The organism is Pseudoduganella guangdongensis (assembly GCF_009857475.1).
Classification (GTDB): Bacteria; Pseudomonadota; Gammaproteobacteria; order Burkholderiales; family Burkholderiaceae_D; genus Rugamonas; species Rugamonas guangdongensis.
On record NZ_WWCJ01000007.1, the window covers coordinates 190,819 to 214,974 of the forward strand.

Genomic DNA, 24,156 nt, shown 5'->3' on the forward strand with positions numbered 1-24,156 from the left:
ACTCCGCAAAAAACATCAAAAACCCTGAATTATAAGCCTTTTTTCCGACGCCAGGCCATCCAGCGCTCCTTGCCCTGGAATACGGGAAGAGAGTCTTCGACCGGCTCGTCCCATTCGAGGCTGAAGTGAGCGCTCATTAACGCGTCCAGCTGCTGCCGGTCGGCGCCAAAGGGCGGGCCTTTGGGATTGTCGTCGAAGAAGAAATAGCCCAGCAGCAGGCCGCCTGCGGGCAGCAGCTCGGCCCAACGCTGGACCACGCGCGGCCACATCTCGCGCGGCATGGCGCACAGGAAGGCGCGTTCGTAGATCAGGTCCGGGGTCGCGGGGTAGGTGAAGAAATCGGCTTGCACCACGTGCGCGCGCCAGCGGCCGAGGTTCTGTTGTGCCGCAGCAACGGCGGCCGGGGAGAAGTCGATGGCGGTGGCGTCCCAGCCGGCTTCGCAGAAGGCTTGCAGTTCATAGGCGGTGCCGCAGCCGGGGATTAGAGCCGCGAAACCCGGTAGATCTGGGTCAGACCCAAGGGTCAGACCCTGACTCGCGGCGGCCGCAGGCTTGGGTCCGACCCTTGGGTCGGACCCAGGTTTACCGGGTTGAAGCCAGGCGGAGAGCTGCGCAGGAACACCACCCCGATCCCACGGCGTAAACGCCCCCTCAAACCGCTGGTCCCAAAACTCCGGCGTCCTGGGATCGCGGTTAGAGAACTCGGGCATAAACCTGGTACGCCACCGCGCCCACCACAAACGCCCCGATAAAGAAGGCAAAGAACGACATCAGCCGGTTCGTGTGCCGCTGCTCCGCCACCAGCAGCGCCAGCAGCGCCCGCGTCTCCACATCCCGCTCCGACGCCACGGTCAGCGCCTGGTGCGCCAAACGCGGCAGCTGCGGGAAGATATGCGAATAGCGCGGCGCTTCCGCCTTCAGCCGCTCCACCAGCCCGCGCCAGCCCACCTGCTCGCCCATCCAGCGCTCCAGGTAAGGCTTGGCCGTCTTCCACAAATCCAGGTCCGGATCGAGCTGGCGCCCCAGGCCCTCGATATTGAGCAGGGTCTTTTGCAGCAGCACCAGCTGCGGCTGCACCTCCACATTAAAGCGGCGCGAAGTCTGGAACAGGCGCAGCAACACCTGGCCGAAGGAAATATCTTTCAGCGGACGATCAAAGATCGGCTCGCAGCAAGCGCGCACCGCCGCCTCCAGCTCATCGACGCGGGTTTCTTTGGGCGCCCAGCCCGACTCGATATGCGCCTCCGCCACGCGCTTGTAATCGCGGCGGAAGAAGGCCAGGAAGTTCTGCGACAGGTAATCCTTGTCGTAATCAGTCAGTGTGCCGACGATGCCGAAGTCCAGCGCGATGTAGCGGCCGAATGTCTCCGGTTCGATCGACACCAGGATATTCCCCGGGTGCATATCGGCATGGAAGAAGCCATCGCGGAACACCTGGGTGAAAAAGATCTCCACGCCGTCGGACGACAGCTTCTTCAGGTCCACGCCAGCCTCGATCAGGCGCTCGATCTGCGACACCGGAATGCCGTGCATGCGCTCCATCACGATCACGCCGCTGGAGCAATAATCCCAATACATTTCCGGCACCAGCAGCAATTTCGATTCGGCGAAATTACGGCGCAGCTGGCTGGCGTTGGCCGCCTCGCGCATCAGGTCCAGTTCATCGTGCAGGTACTTGTCGAACTCCTGCACCACTTCCTGGATCTTCAGGCGCGATGCATCCGCCCATAGCTTGTTGATGAAATTGGCCGCGATATGCATCAGCGCCACGTCTTCATCGATCAGCTTCTTCATGCCCGGGCGCAGCACCTTGACCGCCACCTGGGTACCGTCCTTGAGCGCGGCAAAGTGCACCTGGGCGATCGAGGCCGAGGCCACCGGCACCCGTTCAAAGCGCGCAAACAATTCGTCCGGATGGGCGCCCAGCGACTCTTCGATCATCTGGATCGCCAGGTCGGAGTCGAACGGCGGCACGCGGTCCTGCAGCTTGGACAGCTCGGTCACGATATCGATCGGGAACAGGTCGCTGCGGGTGGACAGCACCTGGCCGAACTTCACGAAGATCGGGCCCAGCTCCTCCAGCGCGCGGCGCAGGCGCACGGCGCGCGGCGTCGACAGGTCGCGCCAGAAGAAGACGGTATCGAGGAATTTGCTGATGCGCGGCTTGTCGAAGCCTGAAATAGCGATTTCGTCCAGCCCGTAGCGGACCGAGACGCGGACAATCTTGAACAGCCGGAGGAATTTGCGAATCATTTAGCCAGTTTTTGTTCGAGTTTTTCCAGCCGCTTGCTGGCGCGTTCCACGTCGTCGCGGAAGCGGGTCACATCGGCCGCAAAGCTCTCCGCCGCCAACGGGCGGATCAGCATCGGGTTTTCATCGAGGAAGTATTCTGCGACATTTTCAGCCACTTTGCGCTGGCCGTTGCGCGCCCCCTGCACCACCGCTTTCGCGCCCTGCACCAGGCGCACGGCGGCAATCGGGCCGACCAGCTTTTCCAGGTCGTATTCCGCCTCCCAGCGCAGCGATTGCGACAGGCGCGACACGGCGTTGGCAAATTCCGCGTCGCCCTCGATCTGCACGTAGGAGAAGGCGCGCTCGCGGTTCTGCGCAATCAGGGGCAGGTCGCTCAGCTTGAGGCGGATCGTGACCGCCGCCGCCGCATCGCTGGCGGCCGCCTCCACCATGCCATCGGGCGTCACGCGCAGGCGCAGCACGGCCGGGCTGGCGTCGATCACGGCCACCTTGCCGGCGTGCAGCTTCAACTCGGTGCGCGCCCACGGCTCCTGGGCCAGCAGGTGGTTGACGGTAGCGGCGACCGGCATGCTGAGGCCGGGCAGCTTGGGCGGGAATGGGAACATAGTCGTTGTTATCGGATTGCACAAAACAAAACCGCCCCGGCAAGCCAGGGCGGTCTCGATCTTACCAGTTACAGCGCGGTGTCACGCCACTTGCTGGATACCTGCCAGCATCCAGCCGGTGTTGCCGCTGACTGGTTTGCTCAGGTTCCAGACTTCCTGGAACGATTCCGGCAGCGCGTCGGCGGCCGGCTTCATGGTGCCCCAGAACTTGACGCTGGCCATGTATTCGCGGCCGTCGTTCTCAATGCCCAGCAGCTCGGCATCGATGGTCACCACATCGGTGTACTCGGCTTGCGCGCCGCGTTCCTGGATCTGCATGCGCAGCTCGGCGAACACTTCCGGCGTGGTGAAGGTGCGGATATCTTCCACGTCGGCCTTGTCCCATGCCGCTTGCAGGCGGATGTAGTTCGACTTGGCCGCGCGCAGGAAGCCGGCGGTATCGAAGTCAGCCGGCACGCCCCATGGGGTGTGCGCGGCGGCGGCGCTGGCCACCGGCGCTACTGCCGGAGCAGCCGCTGGCTGCACTGGCTGGAAGGCCATCGGCTGTTGCGGCTGTTGCGGCTGTGGGTTGTAGCCCGCACCCGCGCCGCTGAAGGCCGCTGCCGGCTGCATGCCTGCCGGCTGCGATTTACGGCGAATCATGGCGATGATGAAGAAGATCACGCCGCCGATCAGGGCGATGGTCAGGATGGTGCCGATCGCGGAAGCAAATGCGCCGCCAATACCCAGGCTCGACAGCAACGCGCCCAGGCCCAGGCCCAGCAACGCGCCGCCCAGCAGGCCTTTCCACATGCTAGGTTTCTGGACCGGTGCCGCAGCCGGCGCCGCGCCCGGACGGCCCGCTGCCGGCGCAGCGGTCGGAGCCGCAGGTGCCGGCGCAGGGGTGGCCTGCTTCGGCATGCTGTTCACGTTTTGCGACTGACGGCCAATCGATTTACCACCACCCATCGGGCGGGCCGACAGCTCAGCCATGGTGCTCATAGCGGTCATCACGATGGTCGCGCCGACCAGGAATTTTTTAATGTTCATCGTAGTAGTTTGTCTCACATTTTGATGCCAGTGTGTAAAGCGGCCACACCTGCCGTCAGGTTGTAATACTGCACACGCTCCAGACCAGCAGCCTGCATCATGGTCTTCAGCGTTTCCTGATCCGGGTGCATGCGGATGGATTCGGCCAGGTAGCGGTAGCTCTCCGAATCATTGGCCACTTTCTGGCCCATCCACGGCAACACCGTGAAGGAATAGAAATCATAAGGTTTTTGCAATGCCGGAGCCACTTTCGAAAACTCCAGCACCAACAACTTGCCGCCCGGCTTCAGCACACGGCGCATTTCGGACAGTGCCACATCCTTGTGCGTCATGTTGCGCAGGCCGAACGCCACGCTGACACGGTCAAAATAATTGTCCGGGAAGGGCAATTTTTCCGCATCGCAGATCAATGTGGGGGTGACCAGGCCTTTATTCAAGAGGCGATCGCGGCCCACACGCAGCATTGACTCATTGATATCGGTCAGCCACACCTCGCCGCTCGGACCGGCCGCCTTGGCGAAGGCTTTGGCCAGGTCGCCGGTGCCGCCCGCAATGTCCAGCACCTTCATGCCCGGGCGCACTGCCGCGTTGGCAATGGTGAAGGCTTTCCAGATGCGGTGCAAGCCGCCGGACAGCAAATCGTTCATCACGTCGTATTTGGCGGCAACGGAGTGGAAGACTTTGGCGACTTCCTTGACTTTGTCGTCTTCGTTGACGGTTTTATAACCGAAATGGGTAGTGTTGGTCATATCCAGGGTGCCTTGTAATTGCCGCATTATACATTTGTGGGGTGCCGCACAGATTTTGCAGAAGCTTGTCAACCAGAATGCTCAACGAGTCGTTTTATGGCTCAGACGATTTGTCAGTCTTTAGGAGATTTCAGATGGAGCTTCAGCAAAAATTGCCCGCGGACATTATTTTCCCGGATATCGACGAAGCCACCAAGCAGTTCATTGATGCCACCCGCGCCCAATCGCGCGCCCTGGCGTCTGCCGAGCCGCACCCAATGACCTTCAACGTTGAGGCAATCCGCCGCCTGACCCCGGAAGCCCGCGCCGCATTCCGCTACATCTGGGAACGCGAGCAGCAGCGCTACGAGGAATTCCAGCGCCGCAAGATGATGGTCAACTGATATTCTTTTCGGGTGGCAACGCGCTGCCCGATCCTTGTTATTTCCCCAAAGCAGGCACCCGGAGTCAGCACAGGCTGACTCCATGCCCTGCACGCTTTACCTCGACACCCCCCTCCTCTGCGCCCGGGCTGGACCAAGACTAGGCCGCCGGTGGCGACGCCAGGGGGCGCACCTCGACGCAGCCATCGAGCGCAGTCGGACAGCGGGCGGCCCATTCAAGGGCATCGTCCATTGACGCGCAGTCGATCAGGAAGTAGCCGCCAAGGGCTTCCTTGGTTTCGGCAAACGGGCCGTCGGTAAAGTGCGGCTGGCCGCGCCGGATGCGGACGGTGCGCGCCTTGCGTACCGGCGCCAGCTCGGCGCCCGCAACCAGCACCCCGGCCTTCAGCATCGCGTTTTCCAGCGCCCCGTAAGCAGCCATCACCTCGGCCAGCTGGGCGGGCGGCAGCGCGTCGTACACCTTTTCTTCGGCGTAAATCAATAGCATGAATTGCACGATTTCCTCCTATAAAGTGGTTAGTGCAACTCAACGACGTGCCGGCCGGCGCCGGATCGACAATCAGTGTTTGTGGCCGCAGCCGCCTGCTTTGGCGGGGCCGCCAGGCAATACGGTGCCGGGAGCACGGCCGGAGTCGCCGGGGAAGCCGGCGGCTTCCAGGCGCTGCAGGTAGTCGGCCCAATGCTGCTCCTGGCGGGCGCCCAGGTCGTACAGGTAGTCCCAGGTGTAGAGGCCGGAGTTGTGGCCGTCGTCGAAGGTGGGCTTGACGGCGTAATTGCCGACCGGCTCCAGGTTGCTCATGGCGACGTCGCGTTTGCCGACTTGCAGCACTTCCTGGCCTGGGCCGTGGCCCTTCACCTCCGCCGAGGGCGAATACACGCGCAGCAGCTCGAACGGGATGTTGAAGCTGGCGCCGTCGTCGAAGGCGACTTCGAGATAGCGTGATTTGCTGTGGACGGTGAGGCCGGTTGGATTCTTCATTTCAAATTCTCGATGATCGCGGCGCGCAGGGCCGGCAGCAGCGCGGCACGGGCGGCGATGGCCGCGTCGTCATGCGCGCGCTGTTGGGCGCCCCAGGTAGGATTGGGGAAGTGCGCGTCGTCAGTGTAGCGCGGGATCACGTGCCAGTGCACGTGCGGCGTCATGTTGCCGAAACTGGCCACGTTGACCTTGTGCGGGGCCATGGTGGCACGCTGCGCCTGCTCGACCGCCCAGACGGCCTGCATGACGTGGTCGCGGTCCTGCGGCGACAGGTCGGTCATTTCGCGCACATGGTCGTGCCAGACGACGCGGGTAAAGCCGGGATAACCCGGCTCGTCGACCAGGATCACGGCCAGGCGCTCGTCGCGCCAGACCAGCACGTCCGCCGGCGGCGCGGCCAGCAGCTTGCACAGGTCGCAGGTCGCCGTCATACCAGCACCCTTTCAATGCCGCCGTCGTTGGCGCGGGCGACGTAATCCACCAGCCAGTTCTCGCCCAGCTTGTGGCGCGCGATCTCGATCACGATATAGTCGGCGGTGGTACTGGAGTCGTCGTTATAGCGGGTCAGGCCTTGCAGGCAGGACGGGCAGGAAGTCAGGATTTTGACGTCGCCCTGGAAACCGTCGGCGCGCAGCTTGTCGGCGCCGGCCACCATCTCCTGCTCCTTGCGGAAGCGCACCTGGGTCGAAATATCCGGACGCGCCGCAGCGAAAGTGCCCGACTCGCCGCAGCAGCGGTCGTTCTTCTCGATCTTCACATTGTCCACCGTGGAAACCAGCGCATTCACCGTCTTCAGCGGGTCCTGCTGCTTCATCGGCGTGTGGCAAGGATCGTGGTACATGTAGCGGGTGCCCGTCACGCCTTCCAGCTTGACGCCCTTCTCCAGCAGGTATTCATGGATATCCATGATGCGGCAGCCCGGGAAGATCTTCTCGAACTCGTAGCTCGACAACTGGTCGTAGCAGGTGCCGCACGACACCACCACGGTCTTGATGTCCAGGTAGTTCAGCGTATTCGCCATGCGGTGGAAGAGGACGCGGTTATCCGTGATCATCTTCTCGGCCTTGTCGTAGTCGCCCGAGCCGCGCTGCGGATAGCCGCAGCACAAGTAGCCCGGCGGCAGCACGGTCTGCACGCCCACCTCCCACAGCATGGCCTGCGTTGCCAGGCCCACTTGCGAGAACAGGCGCTCCGAGCCGCAGCCCGGGAAGTAGAACACCGCCTCGGTATTGGCGTTGGTCTTCTTCGGATCGCGGATGATCGGGATCATCTTGTTGTCTTCGATGTCCAGCAACGCGCGCGCGGTCTTCTTCGGCAGGTTGCCCGGCATCTTCTTGTTCACGAAGTGGATCACCTGCTCGCGCACGGCAGGCTTGCCGACCGACGGCGGCGGCGCCTTGGTCTGCTTGCGCGCCACGGCCTTGAACACTTCATGGCCCAGGCGCTGCGCCTTGTAGCCCCAGCCGATCATGGTCTGGCGCGTGGCCTGGATGGTGGCCGGGTCGGAGGCGTTGAGGAAGAACATGGCCGCGCGCTTGCCCGGATTGAACGAGCGCTTGTCCATCTTGCGCAGCAGGTTGCGCATATTCATCGACACGTCGCCGAAGTCGATATTCACCGGGCACGGCGTGGCGCACTTGTGGCACACGGTGCAGTGGTCGCTGACGTCCTCGAACTCCTCCCAATGGCGGATCGAGATGCCGCGGCGGGTCTGCTCTTCGTACAGGAAGGCTTCGATCAGGGCCGACGTGGCCAGGATCTTGTCGCGCGGCGAGTACAGCAGGTTGGCGCGCGGCACGTGGGTCGAGCACACCGGTTTGCATTTGCCGCAGCGCAGGCAGTCCTTGACGCTGTTGGCGATTTCGCCGATATCGCTTTGCTGCATGATCAGCGATTCGTGGCCCATCAGGCCGAAGGACGGCGTGTAGGCGTTTTCCAGCGTGGCATGCATGCCCGGCAGGTTGAGCAGCTTGCCCTTGTTGAAGCGGCCTTCCGGGTCGACGCGTTTTTTGTAATTGCGGAACTCGCTGATCTCGTCGTCGGTCAGGAATTCCAGCTTGGTGATGCCGATGCCGTGCTCGCCCGAGATCACGCCGTTCAGCGAGCGCGCCAGCTTCATGATGCGCACCACGGCCTTGTGGGCTTCCTGCAGCATTTCGTAGTGGTCGGAGTTGACCGGCAGGTTGGTGTGCACATTGCCGTCGCCGGCGTGCATGTGCAGCGCCACGAAGACGCGGCCATGCAGCACGCGCTTGTGGATGGCCTGCGCCTCGTCCAGGATCTGCTTGTAGGCGCCACCGTTGAAGATCTGGCGCAGCACGGCGCGGATCTCCTGCTTCCAGCTGATACGCACGGTGCGGTCTTGCGCCACGTCGAACAGGGTGGCGTTCGGCTGGCGTTGCAGGCGTTCTTCCAGGGCCGGGGCCAGTGCTTCCAGGCCCAGCGCCAGCAGCTCGCCGCGCACATCGGCCAGCGCTTTATCCAGGTTGGCCAGAGTGAAGGCCCAGCGCGCGTGCACCTGGTCCACCAGCGCCAGCGCCTGCACCTGGCGGTCGCCCAGCATTTCCGCGTAGCCGACCTTGTCGTCCGAGGCGTCGTCGCTCTTGCCGATCGGGAGTTTGTCGGCCGCCAGGAACTCGCGCAGTTCCTGCGCCAGCTGCAGCTTGTTCTTGATCGACAGTTCGATGTTGATGCGCTCGATGCCGTCGGTGTACTCGCCCATGCGGTTGAGCGGGATCACCACGTCTTCGTTGATCTTGAAGGCATTGGTGTGCTTGGCAATCGCCGCGGTGCGGGCACGGTCCAGCCAGAACTTCTTGCGCGCTTCCGGGCTCACGGCCACGAAGCCTTCGCCGACACGGGTGTTCGCCAGGCGCACCACTTCCGATGCAGCCAACGCCACCGCATCTTCATCATCGCCCACGATGTCGCCGAACAGCGCCATCTTCGGCAGCACGCCGCGCTTGGACTTGGTGGCGTAGCCGACCGCGCGCAGGTAGCGCTCGTCCAGGTGTTCCAGGCCCGCCAGGCGCAGGGTTTTGAACTGTTCGCCCTGGGCCGGCAAACCGTCCAGGTAATCCTTGATCTCCACGATCGACGGGATCGCATCGCGCGCCTGGCCGAAGAACTCCAGGCAGACGGTGCGCGTGAATTTCGGCATCTTGTGCAGGATCCAGCGCGCGGACGTGATCAGGCCATCGGTGCCCTCTTTCTGCACGCCCGGCAGGCCGGCCAGGAACTTGTCGGTCACGTCCTTGCCCAGGCCCTCCTTGCGGAACTTGCGGCCTTCGATTTCCAGGATTTCGGTCTTGAACGGCTGGCCCTTGGACTCACCGCGCGCGTTCGGGTGCGTCCACTCCAGCTTGAAGCGCGCCAGCGGCGTGTCGTGGATCTTGGACAGGTTATGGTCCAGGCGCGTGACTTCCAGCCAGTCGCCGTTCGGATCGACCATGCGCCACGAGGCCAGGTTGTCCAGCGCGGTGCCCCACAGCACGGCCTTCTTGCCGCCGGCATTCATGGCGATATTGCCGCCGATGCAGGAGGCGTGGGCCGAGGTCGGATCGACCGCGAACACAAAGCCCGCCTTCTCGGCCGCTTCGCTGACTTTGTTGGTGATGACGCCGGCTTCCGAATGGACGGTCGCGTATTCGCGCTCCAGGCCTGGCAGCACTTTCATTTCAACGGCGCCCAGCTTCAGCAGTTTTTCCGTGTTGATGACGGCCGACAGCGGCGTCAGCGGGATCGCGCCGCCGGTGTAGCCGGTGCCGCCGCCGCGCGGGATGATGGTCAGGCCAAGTTCGATACAGCCCTTCACCAGGCCGGCCATTTCATCTTCACTGTCCGGTGTCAGCACCACGAACGGGTATTCCACGCGCCAGTCGGTGGCGTCGGTCACGTGGCTGATGCGCTTCATGCCGTCGAAGCAGATATTGTGCTTCTCGGTGTACTTGCCCAGCACTTTCTGGGTGCGTTTGCGCAGGTCGTACGTCTGGCGGAATTCTTCGCCAAAGTCGGCCACCGCCTTGCTGGCGGCGCGCAGCAGCTTTTCCACGTTGCCGCTGCGCTTCTGCGATTCCGCATCTTCCGCGTCAACCGTGCTGCGGCGCTTGTCCACCTCCGTCAGGCGGTGGTGCAGCGCATCGATCAGGGCCTGGCGGCGCTTCGGGTTGTCCAGCAGGTCGTCCTGCAGGTAAGGGTTGCGGCGCACCACCCAGATATCGCCCAGCACCTCGTACAGCATGCGAGCGGATCGGCCAGTCTGGCGGGAAGCCCTCAATTCATCCAGCAACGCCCAAGACTCTTCGCCCAGGAGGCGGATCACAATTTCGCGATCGGAGAAGGAGGTGTAGTTATAGGGGATTTCCCGCAAGCGGGTGGGGGCGTGACCATCGGGCGATTCTGCGAGCAATGCCTGGATTTGTGCTGGTGCGTTCATTATGCGTGGACGGGAGGCTGACGCTAGGACAGAACATTCTATCTTATTGCGGCGCACAAGACAGGAACAGCCTTAGAGGGTGACAGGGTTCCGTTAACGTCAATTAGCAGAACATAATTCCGCAAGACAGCAGAATAACCGGCGTTCGTTTGCACCCAGGGCAAGCACCAAGCCCGAAATTCTGCGACACTGCTGCTATGCGGAATCTTCTGACCCCACTCCTACTGGCCGCCAGCAGCGTTGCTGGGGCCGCTCCTGCCGCCCCGCCCTGCGGGCCGACCGACATGAGCCTTGGCATGTTGTCGAACTTTGCCACCACCGAGCGCTACGCGGAAGCCTGCGGCGTCCCCAAATCCGCCATCGAGCGGGAGCTCACCAGCAGCGTTAAGCTGCTGCGCGCCTGCCTGGAAGCGCGCGGCGTGCCGGCCGCCAAGATCGAGCAGACCCTGCAGAACGGCGCCAAACTGGGCGAGCAAATGCTGCCGGCCGTGCAGAAAGACCCGGCCTTCTGCCCGCGCATCAAGAGCGGTTTCGGCAAGGCGGGTTAGCCGCCCAGCACATTGGCGAGCGAGCGCCAGAAGCCGTCCGGCACGAACAGCAGCAGCGAGGTCATGGTGAGGTAGCGCGCCAGCTTGCCGATCGCCATATACATGACCGACGGCCAGAAAGGCAGCTTGAGCCAGCCGCCCAGCGTGCACAGCGGGTCGCCGATGGCGGGCACCCAGGACAGCAGCATGGTCTTGGCGCCATGGCGCGCCAGCCAGCCGAACCAGCGGCTTTCGCGCTCCTTGGCGAAGGCCTTCTTGGCGTAATACCCGAGCCAGTAATCGACGATGCCGCCCAGGGTATTGCCCAGGGTGGCGACCGCAATGGCCGGCCAGAACATGGCAGGATTGGCTTTGCAGACCGCGAACACGGCCGGTTCGGACCCCATGGGCACCAGCGTGGCCGAGACGAAACTGATGACAAAGACCGATGTCAGTCCCACTTCGGGCGCCGCAATAAGGTCCAACAGCCAGCGGATAGCGTTTTCAATCATGGCTCAATTATAATCATCCATACCAAGTACCCAGCACGTTAGACATCCTGCGATCCCGCATACCCGCGGCGCAGGCGTGCATCCACCTCCGGTTACCCGCCGTTGACAGTCTTTGCACCAACCTTTTCCTTTGCAAATCATGACTATCGACTACCTGAAGAAAATCCTGACCTCCCGCGTCTATGACGTGGCCCATGAAACCCCGCTCGAACTGGCGCCGATTCTGTCGCAGCGAATCGGCAACCAGATTTACTTCAAGCGCGAGGACATGCAGGACGTCTTTAGCTTCAAGGTACGCGGCGCTTACAACAAGATGGCGAATCTGAGCGACGCGCAATTGAAGCGCGGCGTCATTTGCGCCTCCGCAGGCAACCATGCGCAGGGCGTTGCGCTGTCGGCCGCCAAACTTGGCTGCCGCGCCCTGATCGTCATGCCGGCCACCACGCCGCAGCTGAAAGTCGAATCCGTGCGCCGCCGCGGCGGCGCCAGCGTGGAAGTGGTGCTGCACGGCGAATCCTATACCGACGCCTACAACCACGCCCTGCAACTCGAAAAAGAGCAGAAGCTGACCTTCGTGCACCCGTTCGACGATCCCGAAGTGATCGCCGGCCAGGGCACCATCGCCATGGAAATCCTGCGCCAGCATTCCGGCCCGATCCACGCCATCTTCGTGCCGATCGGCGGCGGCGGGCTGATTGCCGGCGTCGCGACCTATGTGAAGCAGCTGCGGCCGGATATCAAGGTCATCGGCGTGCAAACCATGGATTCGGATGCCATGGGCCGCTCGATCAAGGCGGGCGAGCGCGTGACCTTGTCCGATGTCGGCCTGTTCGCCGACGGCACCGCCGTGCGCCTGGTGGGCGAAGAAACCTTCCGCCTGGCGCAGCAATTCGTGGACGAGGTGATCGTGGTCGATACCGACGCGATCTGCGCGGCAATCAAGGATGTGTTCACCGATACGCGTTCGATCCTGGAGCCTTCCGGCGCGCTGGCGATTGCCGGCGCCAAGGCTTATGTGGAGCGCGCGGAAATGAGCAAGTATCCGGTACGGGGCGAAACCCTGGTGACGGTGTGCAGCGGCGCGAATATGAACTTCGACCGCTTGCGCTTTGTGGCGGAGCGCGCGGAGCTGGGCGAGGCGCGCGAGGCGGTGTTCGCGGTGACGATTCCGGAGCAGCGCGGCACCTTCAAGCGCTTCTGCGGCCTGGTGGGGGCGCGCAATGTGACGGAGTTCAATTACCGTATCAGCGACAAGGAAGCGGCCCATGTCTTTGTCGGCGTGCAGATTGCGGACCGCAGCGAATCGTCGGCCATTGCGCGGCGCTTTGAGGAGAATGATTTCCGGACGCTGGACCTGACGCATGATGAACTGGCCAAGTCGCACCTGCGGCACCTGGTGGGCGGCAAGAGCGAGCTGGCGCGCGACGAGCTGCTGTACCGGTTTGAATTCCCGGAGCGCCCGGGGGCGCTGATGCGCTTCCTCGATTCGATGGAGCCGGAGTGGAATATCTCGCTGTGCCACTATCGCTCGCAAGGCGGGGATGTGGGGCGGATCTTGATCGGCTTGCAGGTGCCGCCGCAGGATATGGAGAAGTTTGCGCAGTTCCTGGCGACCTTGGGGTATCGCTATTGGGATGAGTCGCAGAATCCGGTGTATAAGCTGTTCCTGTAACCCCGGTAAGCCGGGGTCTGACCCAAGGGCCAGACCCCGTCAGATCGACCGCCGTGGGTGCTGCTTGTGCGCCGTTGATCTTCGCCGAAAGTCAAAGGCCTTAAACCCGACCTTGAGGCCGCGAAACCGTTGGGGGTCTGACCCTGCGGGTCAGACCCCGCCTTACCGGGTTTCAGGTAAACTGCCAACATGAACCTCCCCGAACACTCCCCCCTCGGCAAGACCTCCGCCTACCGCACCGACTACGCCCCAGAGCTGCTGTTCCCGATCCCGCGCCAGGGCAAGCGTGACGAACTCGGCCTGCAAGGCACCCTGCCCTTCTTCGGCGTCGACATCTGGAACGGCTACGAGCTGTCCTGGCTGAACATGCGCGGCAAGCCGCAAGTCGCGGTGGCGCGCTTCAGCATCCCGGCCGACTCGCCCAACTTGATCGAATCGAAATCTTTCAAGCTTTACCTCAATTCCTTCAACCAGACCAAACTGGCCGGTCCCGACGCGCTGAAGATCCTGCTGCAGCAAGACCTGTCCGCCGCCGCCGGCGCCAATGTGCACGTCACCCTGACCATGCAGGAAGACTTCGCCAAGCTGGAAATGGGCGAACTGGAAGGCGAACTGCTGGACCGCCTGGACATTGAAGTCGACAATTATTCGCCGCAGCCGGAAACCCTGAAAGCCAACTTCGATGAACAGCCGGTCGAAGAAACCCTGGTTTCGCACCTGCTGAAGTCGAACTGCCTGGTCACCGGCCAGCCCGACTGGGGCAGCGTGCAGATCCGCTACTACGGCCCGCAAATCGACCAGGAAAGCCTGCTCAAATACCTGATTGGTTTCCGCGAGCACAACGAATTCCACGAACAATGCGTGGAGCGGATCTTTACCGACATCCTGCGCCAATGCCAGCCGCAACACCTGACGGTGTACGCGCGCTATACCCGGCGTGGCGGCCTTGATATCAACCCATGGCGCACCAACTTTAGTGGTGCGCAGCGGCCGTCCAATTTGCGCAACGCCCGGCAGTAAGGGCTTTTTCCAGAGGGAAACATTCAGTGAATTTCGAGTTACACGGCTGAGAAACAAGCCTATAATGCGCTCGCACCTGCACATAATGTCGCGTCATGAATAACCTGAGCAAAATCCTTTCGCTAGAGAACGTCCAGCTCGACCTGGAAGTCTCCAGTAAAAAGCGCGCGTTCGAGCAAGCCGGCCTGATCTTTGAGAACAATTGCGGCATTGCTCGTTCCACCGTTTCCGACAACCTGTTCGCGCGTGAGCGCCTGGGCTCCACCGGCCTGGGTCACGGCGTGGCGGTGCCGCACGGGCGCATCAAGGGTTCCAAGAGCCTGAAGGCGCCGCTGGCCGCCTTCGTCCGCCTGGCCGAACCGATTCCATTCGAATCGCCGGACGGCAAGCCGGTGAACCTGCTGTTCTTCCTGCTCATTCCGGACCATGTGACGCAGCAGCACCTGGAAATCCTGTCCGAAATCGCGGAAATGTTCTCGGACGACGCCTTCCGCACCGCGCTGACGGAAGACCCGGACCCGAAATCGGTCCACAGCCGCATCGTCAACTGGCAGCCTAGCCTGCAGGCGGCGGGATAAGCCATGCTGCAGACGCCGCTGACGATCCAGAGACTGTACGACGACAATCGCGAAACCCTGCAACTGGGCTGGTTCGCCGGCTTCCCGGGCGGCGAGCGGCTGATCTCCGGCGACGTGGCATCGGCGGCCGACCAGGTCGGCCACCTGAACACGATCCACCCGGGCCGTATCCAGGTTTTCGGCCACCAGGAAATCAACTACTACCAGCGCCTGAAATCGCTGACGCGCGCCCATGTGATCGGTGAGCTGATCGCAGGCGGTCCGCCGGCCCTGATCATCGCGCAAGGCCTGGAGACGCCGCCCGACATCCTGGCGATCTGCGACGAAAAGAATATCCCGCTGTTCTCCACCCCGCTGCCGGCGGCGCAGGTGATCGACTTCCTGCGCGTCTACCTGTCCAAAAAGCTGGCGCAACGCATCATCATGCACGGCGTCTTCATGGACGTGCTGGGCGTGGGCGTGCTGATTACCGGCGACTCCGGCCTGGGCAAATCCGAGCTGGGTCTTGAATTGATTTCACGTTCGCACGGCCTGGTGGCCGACGACGCCGTGGAATTCGCGCGCATCGCGCCCAATATGATCGAAGGCCGCTGCCCGCCGCTGCTGCAAAACCTGCTGGAAGTGCGCGGCCTGGGCCTGCTCGACATCAAGGCGATCTTCGGCGAGACCGCCGTGCGCCGCAAAATGCGCCTGAAGCTGATCGTGCACCTGGTGCGCCGCTCGGCGCTGGAAGAGGAAGTGGAGCGCCTGCCGTTCCAGTTCCCGACCGAAGACGTGCTGGGCCTGCCGATCCGCAAAGTCGTGATCCCGGTGGCGGCCGGCCGCAACATCGCGGTGCTGCTGGAAGCCGCGGTGCGCAACACCATCCTGCAACTGCGCGGCATCGATACCCTGCAAGAATTCATGGAACGGCAACGCCAGGCCATGAGCGGTGACTGATGGTATCATCGGCCGCATGCGAATCGTCCTCATCACCGGTATCTCCGGCTCCGGCAAATCCGTAGCGCTCAACGTGCTCGAAGACACCGGGCACTATTGCGTCGACAACCTGCCGCCGGTACTGCTGCCAGACCTGGTGGAGCGCCTGGATGCCGAAGGCACGGAAGCCCTGGCGGTGGCAGTCGATGCGCGCAGCGCCTCCAACCTGGCCAGCCTGCCCGGCGAATTCCGCAAGCTGATCGAAGACGGCCATGAGGTGAAGATCATCTTCCTGACGGCCAATACGCATTCGCTGGTGGCGCGCTTTTCCGAAACGCGCCGCAGCCACCCGCTATCGCACGAGCTGGCGCCGGGCCAGAACCCCGCCGCGCGCCGCACCCTGATTGAGTGCATCGCCGAGGAGCGCGAACGCTTGTCGGCGATCCAGCAACTGGGCCACGTAATTGATACCTCGGAGATGAGCGCCAACAAGCTGCGCGCGTGGATCAAGGACCTGGTACACAGCGAGAACGCGCCGCTGACGCTGTTCTTCGAATCGTTCGCCTTCAAGCTGGGCGTGCCGCTCGATGCCGATTTTGTGTTCGACGTGCGCGCGATTCCGAATCCCTACTACGACCTCGCGCTGCGCCCATTGAACGGGCGCGATGCGCCGGTGATCGCCTTCCTCGATGCGCAGGAAAGCGCGGAGGAGATGTTCCAGGACATCAAAGGCTTTGTCACCAAGTGGCTGCCGCACTTCAAGAAGGACAACCGCTCCTACCTGACTGTGGCAGTGGGCTGCACCGGCGGCCAGCACCGCTCAGTGTATATGGCCGAACGCCTGGCCAAGCACTTCCAGCCTACGGAAACGGTGGTGCTGCGTCACCGCGAGCAGTCATAACGTCCGCCAGCTTGTAGGGCCCATGCCAGCGTGTGCTGTTGCTAAAGCCGCCGCGCGACACCACCCAAAGCTCCGACAAATCGCAGCGCATGAAGGCGCTACGGTAGGTGTTGTCCTGCATGGCCGTGGCGCCCATGGCCTGGAACACGCCGGACTGCGGCGGCAAGCTTTCCGCCTGCGGCGCCATGTGCAAAGCCAGCGCCATCACGGCGCTGTGCAGCGGCGGCGGGGCCGCACCGAACTTCGGCACGACGACCTTGCGCGGCTCCTGGCCGGGCTGCTCGATGATCTTGGTCTCGCTCGCCGGCTGGTACAGCGCCGCGACGTCGGGACAAGCCGTCTCCGTCATCAACGCCAACTCGGCTTGCGATGCACTTGTGGCCGGGGCCGCGAGGGCCGTCAGCGGCAAGGAAAGAGTTACCGCAAGGAAAATTTTCTTCATTGCCGCAGTTTAATCACTCCAGGCGAAGCTGCCAATAGCCGACGTCGATCCAGCGCCCGAACTTGCGGCCGACTTCCTTGAAGGCGCCGACCGGCTGGAAACCCATCTTTTCATGCAGGCCCACGCTGGCCTCGTTCGGCAGCGCCACGCCGCCGATCACCAGATGCACGCCGCTCTGGCGCAGCAGGTTGAACAAGTGCTGGTACAGCTTGCGCGCATGGCCTTTGCCGCGCGCGTCGCGGTGCAGGTAGATCGAACTTTCGACGGAGAAGCGGTAGGCCGAGCGTTCCTTCCATTTGCTGGCGTAGGCGTAGCCGAGGATCTTGCCTTCTTCTTCGAGCACGAGCCAGGGCAGCTTGGAGGAAATCACTTTGGTGATGCGGTGGGCCATGTCGTCGATAGCGACATCGGACTCTTCGAAGGTGATGGCGCTGGTGGCGACGTAGTGGTTGTAGATCGCCGCGATGGCGGCGGCATCGGCCGGGTGGGCTGAGCGGATGATGGTCATGTGGCTTGGATAAGGTGGATGACCCAAGCGGTATTGCAAGATGCGGGCCAGCCGCAGGACCGGCCCGTGCACCAAATCAGGTCAGCCAATGCACCACTTCGATCGTGTGCTGGTCAGGATCGGTGATCATCGTCCCAAAATAGCGCTCGTTGACGTCCGGGCGCAGGCCGGGCGTGCGCAGCGAGGTCGCGCCCTGCGCCATGGCGTTGGCGTGGAAGGCGTGCGTCGCCAGCTGCGAGGGGGCTTTGATGGCGATGTGCCCGCGCTGGCCGATCAGCGGCGCGTCGCCTTGCGCCGGGTAGATGGCGAAAGCCCAATGGCCTTCCGCGCCGAAAATGGCCTGCCCGTCGTCCTGGTGCTGCACGCTGTAGCCCAGCGGCTCGAGACAGGCTTTGTAGAACTCCACGGCGCGCGGCAGGTCGCGGGTGGCAATGGATACGTGGTCAATCATGATGCTCTCCTTTCAAACGGCGAGCGCTCATCTTAAGCACCGTGGCTGATATGGTTTCCCGAATTCATCCATGGCAACGGGAAAATTTCTCACATGCTAGGATGGGCGGCAATGACTACCCTGTTCCTGATCGTCGGCGGACTTCTTGCTGCAACCGTTATTTGGGCCATTGCCACGCCGTCGCGCCGGCCGGCGGCGCAGCTCTTCCCTGACCACATTGAAGACTTCTTCCGGAACCCCGCAAACGTTGCCGGGGTGCCGATTGAACGCATCTTCGACGCCATTGGACGGCCGTGGCAGTTCGGAGCCCTGGACTTTGGGCTCTCCATTTACGACTGGCGGACATCGCGCTGCACGATCTCCGTCCTGACGCGGGGCGACTATCCAGTTTGCATCCAGATGCGCGCCCATGGCCACGATGCCGAGACCGAAACCGTTTGGGCCTGCCCGGAAACGTCTTGAGAAATATCAAAGAAACCGCGTTCTTGTCCGATTGTCAGACCTGACCCCGAATTTTGATTTAATATCGGGCTATGGTCTCCCTTCTGCTTGCGGCGGCGCTGGGCGCTGCACCTTCTGTGCCGGATCCTCTCTGGCAATGCACGGCTGCGCATTATCGCGGCTTCGTGTCGCCTTCGGGTGCGCGCGGCAATTGGCCGACTGTGGCCAAGCTGCCGGAGCATTTGCGGGAGACGCGCCATATCACGCTCTCGACACCGGGCATCGCGCCGGGTGGTCGGGCGCATATGATGTTTGTCGATAGCGCGGCGAAGGTCGTGTATATCGTGCAGACGTCGGGGCCGGCCGATACGGAAGTGGTGTTCGGGCCGTTGCCGCCCGTTGAGTGCCCGCCGGCGTGATCCGCAGGCTGCTTGCTTCGCTGCCGCTGCTCGGCGGCGTCCTGGCGCTCGTCGTCGCGGCGGTAACGCTGTCGGATTGGCTCGCCACGCCGTATCGCACTACCTTGCTGGGCCTGATGCTGGCGGCGTACGCCCTGCTCTGGGTGTGGAGCATGTTTCAGCCGGACCGGCGCAGCAAGCGAAAGAAGGCGCATGAGCGTATCACGCGGCTCGGCCAGTTGCTGGTCAACGGGCCCGTGGTGCCGCTGATGCTGGGCCCTTTGCTGGTCATGCAGACTTTCTTCACCCTTGAGCCGCCGTGGCCGCAGTTCGCTGCGCTGGGCGCTGGCTTTGTGCTGGCCTGGTCGTGGTGGTCGGTGGCGGTCTATCGCTGGCGCATTTGGGCGCGGGCGAAAGGCATGTCGCCGGCGGAGGTGCAGCGTTATGGCGAGGCGGCGCGGCTGCTGTGGCCGCGTGGGCATTTTTTTGAACGTACTGAATGGGGGAATGGGACTATGCGAACGAGTCCGTTGAAGGCTTTTGGCATCGCCACACTGGCGGCATTGGCCTGGTTCACAGGCGTGGTGCTAGTGCTGGGTGGCGCCGAGCCTTCGCCGGCCACGCATGCTGTCGTCCTGCTGCTGCCGCCGGCCATGTGCGGCGCGCTGCAATACCTGCTTAGCCGCCACCTGCCCCTGACCGGGGTGCGGCGCGCGCTCCAGACCGTTGTCGCTGCGCTGCTGGCGCCGACCATCGCGACGGCGCTTCTCTGGTTTGTCATGGTCATTGTGTTCGGGCGCGCCGAGTAGCAACGTGCCGACCATACTTTCACATCCCGCCGTTCCGCTGGCGGTTGGCCTGGCGCTTGGCCGGGGATGGATCTCGCGCCGGCTGCTGGTCGCGGGCATGCTGGCGTCCATCGTGCCGGACCTGGATGTTGTCGCTTTCCGCCTCGGCGTCGACTACGCGCACCAGTTCGGCCATCGCGGGGCGTCGCATTCGCTGCTGTTTGCGCTGGCGCTCGGGGCCTTGGCGGCGCTGGCCGCGCCGTGGCTGGGTGCGCGGCGTTGGGTCGCGATGGCGTTCGTGTCGTTCGCTTGCGCCTCGCATCCCTTGCTGGATATGCTGACCAGCGGCGGGCTGGGGGCGGCCTGGTGGTGGCCGTTCAGCGAGCAGCGCCTGTTCTTCCCGGTGCGCCCGATACGGGTGTCGCCGCTGTCGCTGGAAACCTTCTTCGGTCCGCGCGGCTTTGCGGTGCTGCGCTCGGAGCTGCTGTGGGTCTGGCTGCCTTGCCTGTCTGCGCTATGGGCTGCCTATGGGCTGCGAACGCGCCTGCCGCCATTCCATGTCACTTCGAACGGCGTCTTCAAGCCTGTCGCCAAGGCCCGCGAGATGGGCTTGTACTGCGCGGCGTTTGTGCTGGTGGTGGCGTGGCATGTCGCCGGTGACGGGCGCCTGGCAAGCACGATAGGCGTGATTGCGGCGATGGGCGTGGCGCGCTTTTTCCAGCTGCGCCGCACGGGGCCGGATGGGACGCCGATCGTGGCGCTTGAAGCAGGCGTGCTGCTGTTTGCCAATCCCGGCTTTCGCAGGGCTGTGGAACGGATTCCGCTGGCCGAGGTCGAGCAAGTCAAGATTTACGGGCCACGCGGCAATCGCTATTACCGCTTCGCACTGGCGCAGCGGGAGGCGTTGACCCTGGCATTACTGCAGCACGGCGCTGCGGAGGATGCGGTGACGCACTTGCTCCAGCAAGCATTGCCCGGGAAGGTCGTCGTGGCCAAGCCGCCCGCCACCATCTTCGAGCAGGTGCGCGGCGAGGCTTAGAGCGTCAGCTTGGTTTCGAACTTGGAGCAGTTCATGGCGAACAGGCTCTTGACGTTGGTGACGTTGTGGTGGGACGTGAATTCGCGCCGGGTGAACAGGCTGTACTCTTCCATCGACTCCACCGTGACGATCAGGTGGAAGTCGAATTCGCCCGCCACTTCGTAGCAGGACATCACCTCCGGCTGCAGCCGCATGCGCTGTTCGAATTGCTTGAGGATGTCGGTGTTCTGCTTTTCCAGTTCGATCGAGACGAACACCGTCAGCGGGCGGCCGGCCAGCACGCGGTCGACCAGGGCGACGGCTTTCACCAGCACGCCGTCGGCGCGCAGCTTTTCAATCCGGCGCTGGCACGTCGCGACGGAGGAGTGCACGCGCTCCGCGATCTCGCGCAGGGGCGTGCTGGCATCTTCTTGCAGGATGTTCAGGATGCCGCGGTCGATCCGGTCCAGCTCCCTCATGCGAGGTGGCGCAGCGGGTGCGCCCAGTCCGGCCAGCAGGGTTCGAAGAAGCGCGCCACCATGTCGGGCGTGACCTCGGCCAGCGTGGCGGGGTTCCATTGCGGCTGGTTGTCCTTGTCGATCACCAGGGCGCGCACGCCTTCGAAAATCTCGCCGTGCTCGAAGTTGCGGCGCACCAGGTTGCGCTCCATGCGCAGGCAGTCGGCCACGCCGAGCGCAGCGCCGCGCTGGAGCAGTTCGTGGGTGACGCACATCATCAGTGGTGAGCGCAGCTCCATGGCTTTCAGCGACTTTTGCGCGAACGGCGTGCTGTCGCCGCGCAGCGATTGCATGATGGCGGGCACGCTGCCGGCGGCGAAATGCTGGTCGATCAGGGCGCGCTGTTTTTCCAGCTCGCTGTCGCCGGCGAAGGCATTGTGCGGACCGGCGAAGACGGCGATGGCGTCGCGCAGGGATTTGCCGGGCGTGGCTTCGACCAGGGCGGTGAGCGCGCCCAGTTCGCTCTCCGGCACGAAGTGGTCGGCCAGGTCGAGGTAGAGCGCGTCGGCGGCGCCGACGGTAAGGCCGGTCAGGCCCAGCCACAGGCCGAGCCGGCCCGGCGCGTGCGACAGGAAATGGCTGCCGCCCACGTCCGGGAACAGGCCGATATTCACCTCCGGCATGGCCATCTTGGTGCGGCCGGTAACGATGCGCACACCGCACTCCGGGCCGCCCTGGGCAATGCCCATGCCGCCGCCCATCACCACGCCGTCCATCAGGGCGACGTAGGGTTTGGGGTAGAAATGGATCAAATGGTTTAGCGCGTATTCTTCGGTGAAGAAGTCCTCCAGCAGCGCGCTGCCGCCTTGCGTGCTGGCGCGGCCCACGTCGTGGAAGAAGCGGATGTCGCCGCCGGCGCACAGGGCGCGTTCGCTGCTGCTGCGCACGACCACGGCCGCCACGCCGGCGTCGTCGCGCCATGCCAGCAGCGCCTGGGTCATGGCGCGCACCATGTCGAGGGACAGGGAGTTCAATGCCTTGGGACGGTCCAGCGTGATGAAGCCGGTGCCGTTCGAGATGTGGGTTTGGACGTATTCGCTCATGCGAGCATTCTAACGCACGCAAAAAAGGGCGCCAATTGCGCCCTTTGGTGTGCTACACGGCCAGTCCTTTACATGGCGGTGGGGGGTGCTTCGTACGTGTCCGGGAAGTGCTTGATGGCCGCATGATTGTGGTTCTGCACGCGGTCTTTGTATTTCATGACCTGGCGATCCAGTTTATCAATCAGGGTGTCGATGGCGGCATAGAGGTCTTGCGACAGGCTTTCGACGTAAACAGTTTTGCCAGACATGCGCAGGTTGATTTCCGCTTTCTGGCGTTTCTCTTTCTCGGTGAGGTTATCTACAGTCAGGATGACAGCAATATCGATTACTTGATCGAAATGGCGCTTGACTCGCTCCAGCTTGGTCTGCACGTACTCGCGGATGGCTGGGGTCACTTCGACATGATGTCCACTGATGGTGAGATTCATACACACTCCTAAAGATGATGTCGCTCTCGAGTTCGTGCACGCCGTGGCGCACAGAGGAACCCATGCACTACAAGGATTTGCGGAGGCTTACCGGAGGGATTTTCAACGCTTCTCGATATTTGGCAACAGTCCGTCGCGCAATCACCATGCCTTGTTCTCCCAGCATGTCCGCAATCTTACTGTCAGATAAAGGATTTTTCGGGTCTTCAGCTCCTGTCAATTGCACGATCAGTGCCCGTATCGCAGTCGAAGAAGCTTCACCCCCAGCTTCGGTCGCGACGTGGCTACCAAAGAAATATTTCAACTCAAACATACCGTGTGGGGTGAGCATATATTTTTGAGTTGTTACGCGAGAAATAGTGCTCTCGTGTAGTCCCAGTGTATCAGCTATTTCACGCAACACAAGGGGGCGCATCGCGACCGCGCCATGGCTGAAAAAATTCTTTTGTCGTTCTACTATCGCTTCCGCCACGCGCAGGATGGTGTCGAAACGCTGACGCATATTCTTGATCAGCCACTTGGCTTCCTGCAGCTGGCCGTTCATCTGCGACTCGTTCTTGCCCTGCTTGAGCAGGTTGGCGTACAGGGCGTTCACGCGCAGGCGCGGCACCACGTCGTTGTTCAGGGTGACCAGCCAGCCGCTGCGGCCTTTCTTGACGATCACGTCGGGCACGACATAGTCCGATTCGCCGCAGTCGAACTCGGCGCCCGGGTGCGGGTTGCACTGGCGGATCACGGCTTGCGCTTCGCGCAGGTCCTCATCGTCGCAGTCGAGGGCTTTCTTCAGCTTGGTGAACTCGCGCTGCGCGAACCAGGTCAGGTGCTTCTCGACAATGGTCAGCGCCATGCGGCGCGTCACCAGCGGCACGCCGGGCATGCGCTTGATCTGCAGCGCCAGGCATTCGGCGGCGTTGCGCGCGCCGACGCCGGGCGGGTCGAAGCTTTGCAGCAGCACCAGGGTGCAGCGCAGGTCGTCCAGTTCGATTTCCAGCTCGGGCGGCAGGCGCGCGTGGATTTCTTCCAGCGGCTCTTCCAGGTAGCCGTTTTCGTCCAGCGCGTCGATCACCATTTCCATCAGGACGCGGTCGCGCAGCTCCTGCACGGTGACGCGCATCTGCTCCAGCAGGTGTTCACGCAGGGTGCAGCCGGAGGCTTCCAGCTGCGGCCGGCTGTCCTCGTCGTCGGCGGACTTGCTGCCGGCGCTGGCGCTCCAGTCGGTGTCGTCGTTACCGTTGCCGCTCATCTCATTGTCGCCGCCTTCGTAGGCTTCGCCTTCGCTGGCGGCGGCTGGTGCTTCGGCGCCGTCGGGCGCCGGGGCTTCCGGCGTGGCGGCGGCGTCGTTGCCGGCGCCCTGGCTGATGGCGCCGTCGGCCAGCAGGCGGACCGAGTGGTCGAGCGGGTCATCCAGGCGTTCCAGCATCGGATTGTCGCTGAGCAGCTGCTCCAGTTCCTGGTGCAGCTCCAGCGTCGATAGCTGCAACAGGCGGATCGACTGCTGCAGCTGCGGCGTCAGCGCCAGGTGTTGCGAGGTTCGCAGTTGCAGTGTCTGTTTCATGGCCT

General features: G+C 63.2%; 28 protein-coding genes. 11 read left to right on the forward strand and 17 right to left on the reverse strand.

Annotated elements, in window-relative coordinates:
- Positions 1 to 29: 29 nt before the first annotated feature.
- The 5 genes from GTP41_RS11645 to ubiE all read right to left on the reverse strand — a co-directional run bounded on the left by GTP41_RS11645 (position 30) and on the right by ubiE (position 4,636).
- On the reverse strand, positions 30 to 710 hold the full coding sequence (locus tag GTP41_RS11645; RefSeq protein ID WP_161025749.1) for a methyltransferase: 681 nt from the start codon (positions 708 to 710) through the stop codon (positions 30 to 32).
- Complete coding sequence (ubiB, locus tag GTP41_RS11650; protein WP_161025750.1) at positions 694 to 2,253, reverse strand: ubiquinone biosynthesis regulatory protein kinase UbiB; 1,560 nt, start codon at positions 2,251 to 2,253, stop codon at positions 694 to 696. The genes GTP41_RS11645 and ubiB overlap by 17 nt, the downstream gene beginning before the upstream one ends.
- Positions 2,250 to 2,858: a ubiquinone biosynthesis accessory factor UbiJ gene (locus GTP41_RS11655; protein ID WP_229502828.1), complete on the reverse strand. Its 609-nt coding sequence runs from the start codon at positions 2,856 to 2,858 to the stop codon at positions 2,250 to 2,252. Before GTP41_RS11655 ends, ubiB begins: the two co-directional genes overlap by 4 nt.
- Positions 2,859 to 2,939: 81 nt before the next feature.
- On the reverse strand, positions 2,940 to 3,887 hold the full coding sequence (locus GTP41_RS11660; protein WP_161025751.1) for a Tim44 domain-containing protein: 948 nt from the start codon (positions 3,885 to 3,887) through the stop codon (positions 2,940 to 2,942).
- Between the two features lie 14 nt (positions 3,888 to 3,901).
- Positions 3,902 to 4,636 (reverse strand): bifunctional demethylmenaquinone methyltransferase/2-methoxy-6-polyprenyl-1,4-benzoquinol methylase UbiE, encoded by a 735-nt coding sequence (ubiE, locus tag GTP41_RS11665; RefSeq protein WP_161025752.1) that lies wholly within the window; start codon positions 4,634 to 4,636, stop codon positions 3,902 to 3,904.
- Positions 4,637 to 4,770: 134 nt separating this feature from the next.
- Between ubiE and GTP41_RS11670 the strand changes: the two genes are divergently transcribed.
- Entirely contained in the window at positions 4,771 to 5,019 is a 249-nt protein-coding gene (locus GTP41_RS11670) for a hypothetical protein (protein ID WP_161025753.1), read from the forward strand.
- Positions 5,020 to 5,158: 139 nt separating this feature from the next.
- On the opposite strand, the gene GTP41_RS11675 is transcribed toward GTP41_RS11670, so the two are convergent.
- The 4 genes from GTP41_RS11675 to GTP41_RS11690 all read right to left on the reverse strand — a co-directional run bounded on the left by GTP41_RS11675 (position 5,159) and on the right by GTP41_RS11690 (position 10,433).
- Complete coding sequence (locus GTP41_RS11675; RefSeq protein WP_229502835.1) at positions 5,159 to 5,506, reverse strand: YciI family protein; 348 nt, start codon at positions 5,504 to 5,506, stop codon at positions 5,159 to 5,161.
- A 72-nt stretch (positions 5,507 to 5,578) separates the two neighbouring features.
- A complete protein-coding gene (locus GTP41_RS11680) occupies positions 5,579 to 5,998 on the reverse strand; it encodes a gamma-butyrobetaine hydroxylase family protein (protein ID WP_161025755.1) in 420 nt (139 codons plus the stop codon).
- Positions 5,995 to 6,429, reverse strand: coding sequence for an HIT family protein (locus GTP41_RS11685; protein WP_161025756.1), 435 nt, complete (start codon positions 6,427 to 6,429; stop codon positions 5,995 to 5,997). Before GTP41_RS11685 ends, GTP41_RS11680 begins: the two co-directional genes overlap by 4 nt.
- Positions 6,426 to 10,433 carry a DUF3683 domain-containing protein gene (locus tag GTP41_RS11690; RefSeq protein WP_161025757.1) on the reverse strand — a complete coding sequence of 1,336 codons (4,008 nt, stop codon included), beginning with the start codon at positions 10,431 to 10,433 and terminating at the stop codon, positions 6,426 to 6,428. Before GTP41_RS11690 ends, GTP41_RS11685 begins: the two co-directional genes overlap by 4 nt.
- A 296-nt stretch (positions 10,434 to 10,729) precedes the next feature.
- On the opposite strand from GTP41_RS11690, the gene GTP41_RS11695 reads away from it, so the two are divergent.
- A complete protein-coding gene (locus GTP41_RS11695; RefSeq protein ID WP_161025758.1) occupies positions 10,730 to 10,981 on the forward strand; it encodes a hypothetical protein in 252 nt (83 codons plus the stop codon).
- Here the strand turns inward: GTP41_RS11695 and GTP41_RS11700 are convergent.
- Positions 10,978 to 11,472, reverse strand: coding sequence for a YqaA family protein (locus GTP41_RS11700; RefSeq protein ID WP_161025759.1), 495 nt, complete (start codon positions 11,470 to 11,472; stop codon positions 10,978 to 10,980). The two genes, GTP41_RS11695 and GTP41_RS11700, sit on opposite strands and share 4 nt — an antisense overlap.
- A 139-nt stretch (positions 11,473 to 11,611) precedes the next feature.
- Between GTP41_RS11700 and ilvA the strand changes: the two genes are divergently transcribed.
- From ilvA to rapZ, 5 genes are all read left to right on the forward strand, one after another.
- Entirely contained in the window at positions 11,612 to 13,144 is a 1,533-nt protein-coding gene (gene ilvA, locus GTP41_RS11705; RefSeq protein WP_161025760.1) for a threonine ammonia-lyase, biosynthetic, read from the forward strand.
- Positions 13,145 to 13,333: 189 nt separating this feature from the next.
- Positions 13,334 to 14,164, forward strand: coding sequence for an NADPH-dependent 7-cyano-7-deazaguanine reductase QueF (gene queF / locus GTP41_RS11710; protein WP_161025761.1), 831 nt, complete (start codon positions 13,334 to 13,336; stop codon positions 14,162 to 14,164).
- Between the two features lie 95 nt (positions 14,165 to 14,259).
- Positions 14,260 to 14,742, forward strand: coding sequence for a PTS sugar transporter subunit IIA (locus tag GTP41_RS11715; protein WP_161025762.1), 483 nt, complete (start codon positions 14,260 to 14,262; stop codon positions 14,740 to 14,742).
- Between the two features lie 3 nt (positions 14,743 to 14,745).
- The gene (gene hprK, locus GTP41_RS11720; RefSeq protein ID WP_028101576.1) at positions 14,746 to 15,681 is read left to right on the forward strand and encodes an HPr(Ser) kinase/phosphatase; all 936 of its coding nucleotides are present in this window, start codon (positions 14,746 to 14,748) and stop codon (positions 15,679 to 15,681) included.
- Positions 15,682 to 15,697: 16 nt separating this feature from the next.
- Positions 15,698 to 16,561: an RNase adapter RapZ gene (gene rapZ / locus GTP41_RS11725; protein WP_161025763.1), complete on the forward strand. Its 864-nt coding sequence runs from the start codon at positions 15,698 to 15,700 to the stop codon at positions 16,559 to 16,561.
- On the opposite strand, the gene GTP41_RS11730 is transcribed toward rapZ, so the two are convergent.
- The 3 genes from GTP41_RS11730 to GTP41_RS11740 form a co-directional block, all read right to left on the reverse strand.
- Positions 16,521 to 17,003, reverse strand: coding sequence for a hypothetical protein (locus tag GTP41_RS11730; RefSeq protein WP_161025764.1), 483 nt, complete (start codon positions 17,001 to 17,003; stop codon positions 16,521 to 16,523). The two genes, rapZ and GTP41_RS11730, sit on opposite strands and share 41 nt — an antisense overlap.
- Before the next feature lie 13 nt (positions 17,004 to 17,016).
- The gene (locus GTP41_RS11735; protein ID WP_202419707.1) at positions 17,017 to 17,511 is read right to left on the reverse strand and encodes an arsinothricin resistance N-acetyltransferase ArsN1 family B; all 495 of its coding nucleotides are present in this window, start codon (positions 17,509 to 17,511) and stop codon (positions 17,017 to 17,019) included.
- Positions 17,512 to 17,587: 76 nt separating this feature from the next.
- Positions 17,588 to 17,962: a VOC family protein gene (locus tag GTP41_RS11740; RefSeq protein ID WP_161025765.1), complete on the reverse strand. Its 375-nt coding sequence runs from the start codon at positions 17,960 to 17,962 to the stop codon at positions 17,588 to 17,590.
- A 111-nt stretch (positions 17,963 to 18,073) separates the two neighbouring features.
- Here GTP41_RS11740 and GTP41_RS11745 point away from each other — a divergent pair, with 111 nt between their 5' ends.
- The 4 genes from GTP41_RS11745 (at position 18,074) to GTP41_RS11760 (ending at position 20,628) form a co-directional block, all read left to right on the forward strand.
- On the forward strand, positions 18,074 to 18,424 hold the full coding sequence (locus GTP41_RS11745; protein WP_161025766.1) for a hypothetical protein: 351 nt from the start codon (positions 18,074 to 18,076) through the stop codon (positions 18,422 to 18,424).
- Positions 18,425 to 18,495: 71 nt separating this feature from the next.
- Positions 18,496 to 18,822 (forward strand): hypothetical protein, encoded by a 327-nt coding sequence (locus tag GTP41_RS11750; protein WP_161025767.1) that lies wholly within the window; start codon positions 18,496 to 18,498, stop codon positions 18,820 to 18,822.
- Positions 18,819 to 19,610: a hypothetical protein gene (locus tag GTP41_RS11755; protein WP_161025768.1), complete on the forward strand. Its 792-nt coding sequence runs from the start codon at positions 18,819 to 18,821 to the stop codon at positions 19,608 to 19,610. The genes GTP41_RS11750 and GTP41_RS11755 overlap by 4 nt, the downstream gene beginning before the upstream one ends.
- A gap of 4 nt (positions 19,611 to 19,614) precedes the next feature.
- Positions 19,615 to 20,628, forward strand: coding sequence for a metal-dependent hydrolase (locus GTP41_RS11760; RefSeq protein ID WP_161025769.1), 1,014 nt, complete (start codon positions 19,615 to 19,617; stop codon positions 20,626 to 20,628).
- Here GTP41_RS11760 and GTP41_RS11765 read toward each other — a convergent pair.
- From GTP41_RS11765 to GTP41_RS11780, 4 genes are all read right to left on the reverse strand, one after another.
- Positions 20,625 to 21,086, reverse strand: a complete 462-nt coding sequence (locus GTP41_RS11765; protein ID WP_161025770.1) for an Lrp/AsnC family transcriptional regulator — start codon at positions 21,084 to 21,086, stop codon at positions 20,625 to 20,627. The two genes, GTP41_RS11760 and GTP41_RS11765, sit on opposite strands and share 4 nt — an antisense overlap.
- Positions 21,083 to 22,168 (reverse strand): enoyl-CoA hydratase/isomerase family protein, encoded by a 1,086-nt coding sequence (locus GTP41_RS11770; protein ID WP_161025771.1) that lies wholly within the window; start codon positions 22,166 to 22,168, stop codon positions 21,083 to 21,085. The genes GTP41_RS11765 and GTP41_RS11770 overlap by 4 nt, the downstream gene beginning before the upstream one ends.
- A gap of 68 nt (positions 22,169 to 22,236) precedes the next feature.
- Positions 22,237 to 22,596: a ribosome hibernation-promoting factor, HPF/YfiA family gene (hpf, locus tag GTP41_RS11775; protein ID WP_161025772.1), complete on the reverse strand. Its 360-nt coding sequence runs from the start codon at positions 22,594 to 22,596 to the stop codon at positions 22,237 to 22,239.
- 67 nt (positions 22,597 to 22,663) lie between these two features.
- Positions 22,664 to 24,151 carry an RNA polymerase factor sigma-54 gene (locus GTP41_RS11780; protein ID WP_161025773.1) on the reverse strand — a complete coding sequence of 496 codons (1,488 nt, stop codon included), beginning with the start codon at positions 24,149 to 24,151 and terminating at the stop codon, positions 22,664 to 22,666.
- Positions 24,152 to 24,156: the final 5 nt, after the last annotated feature.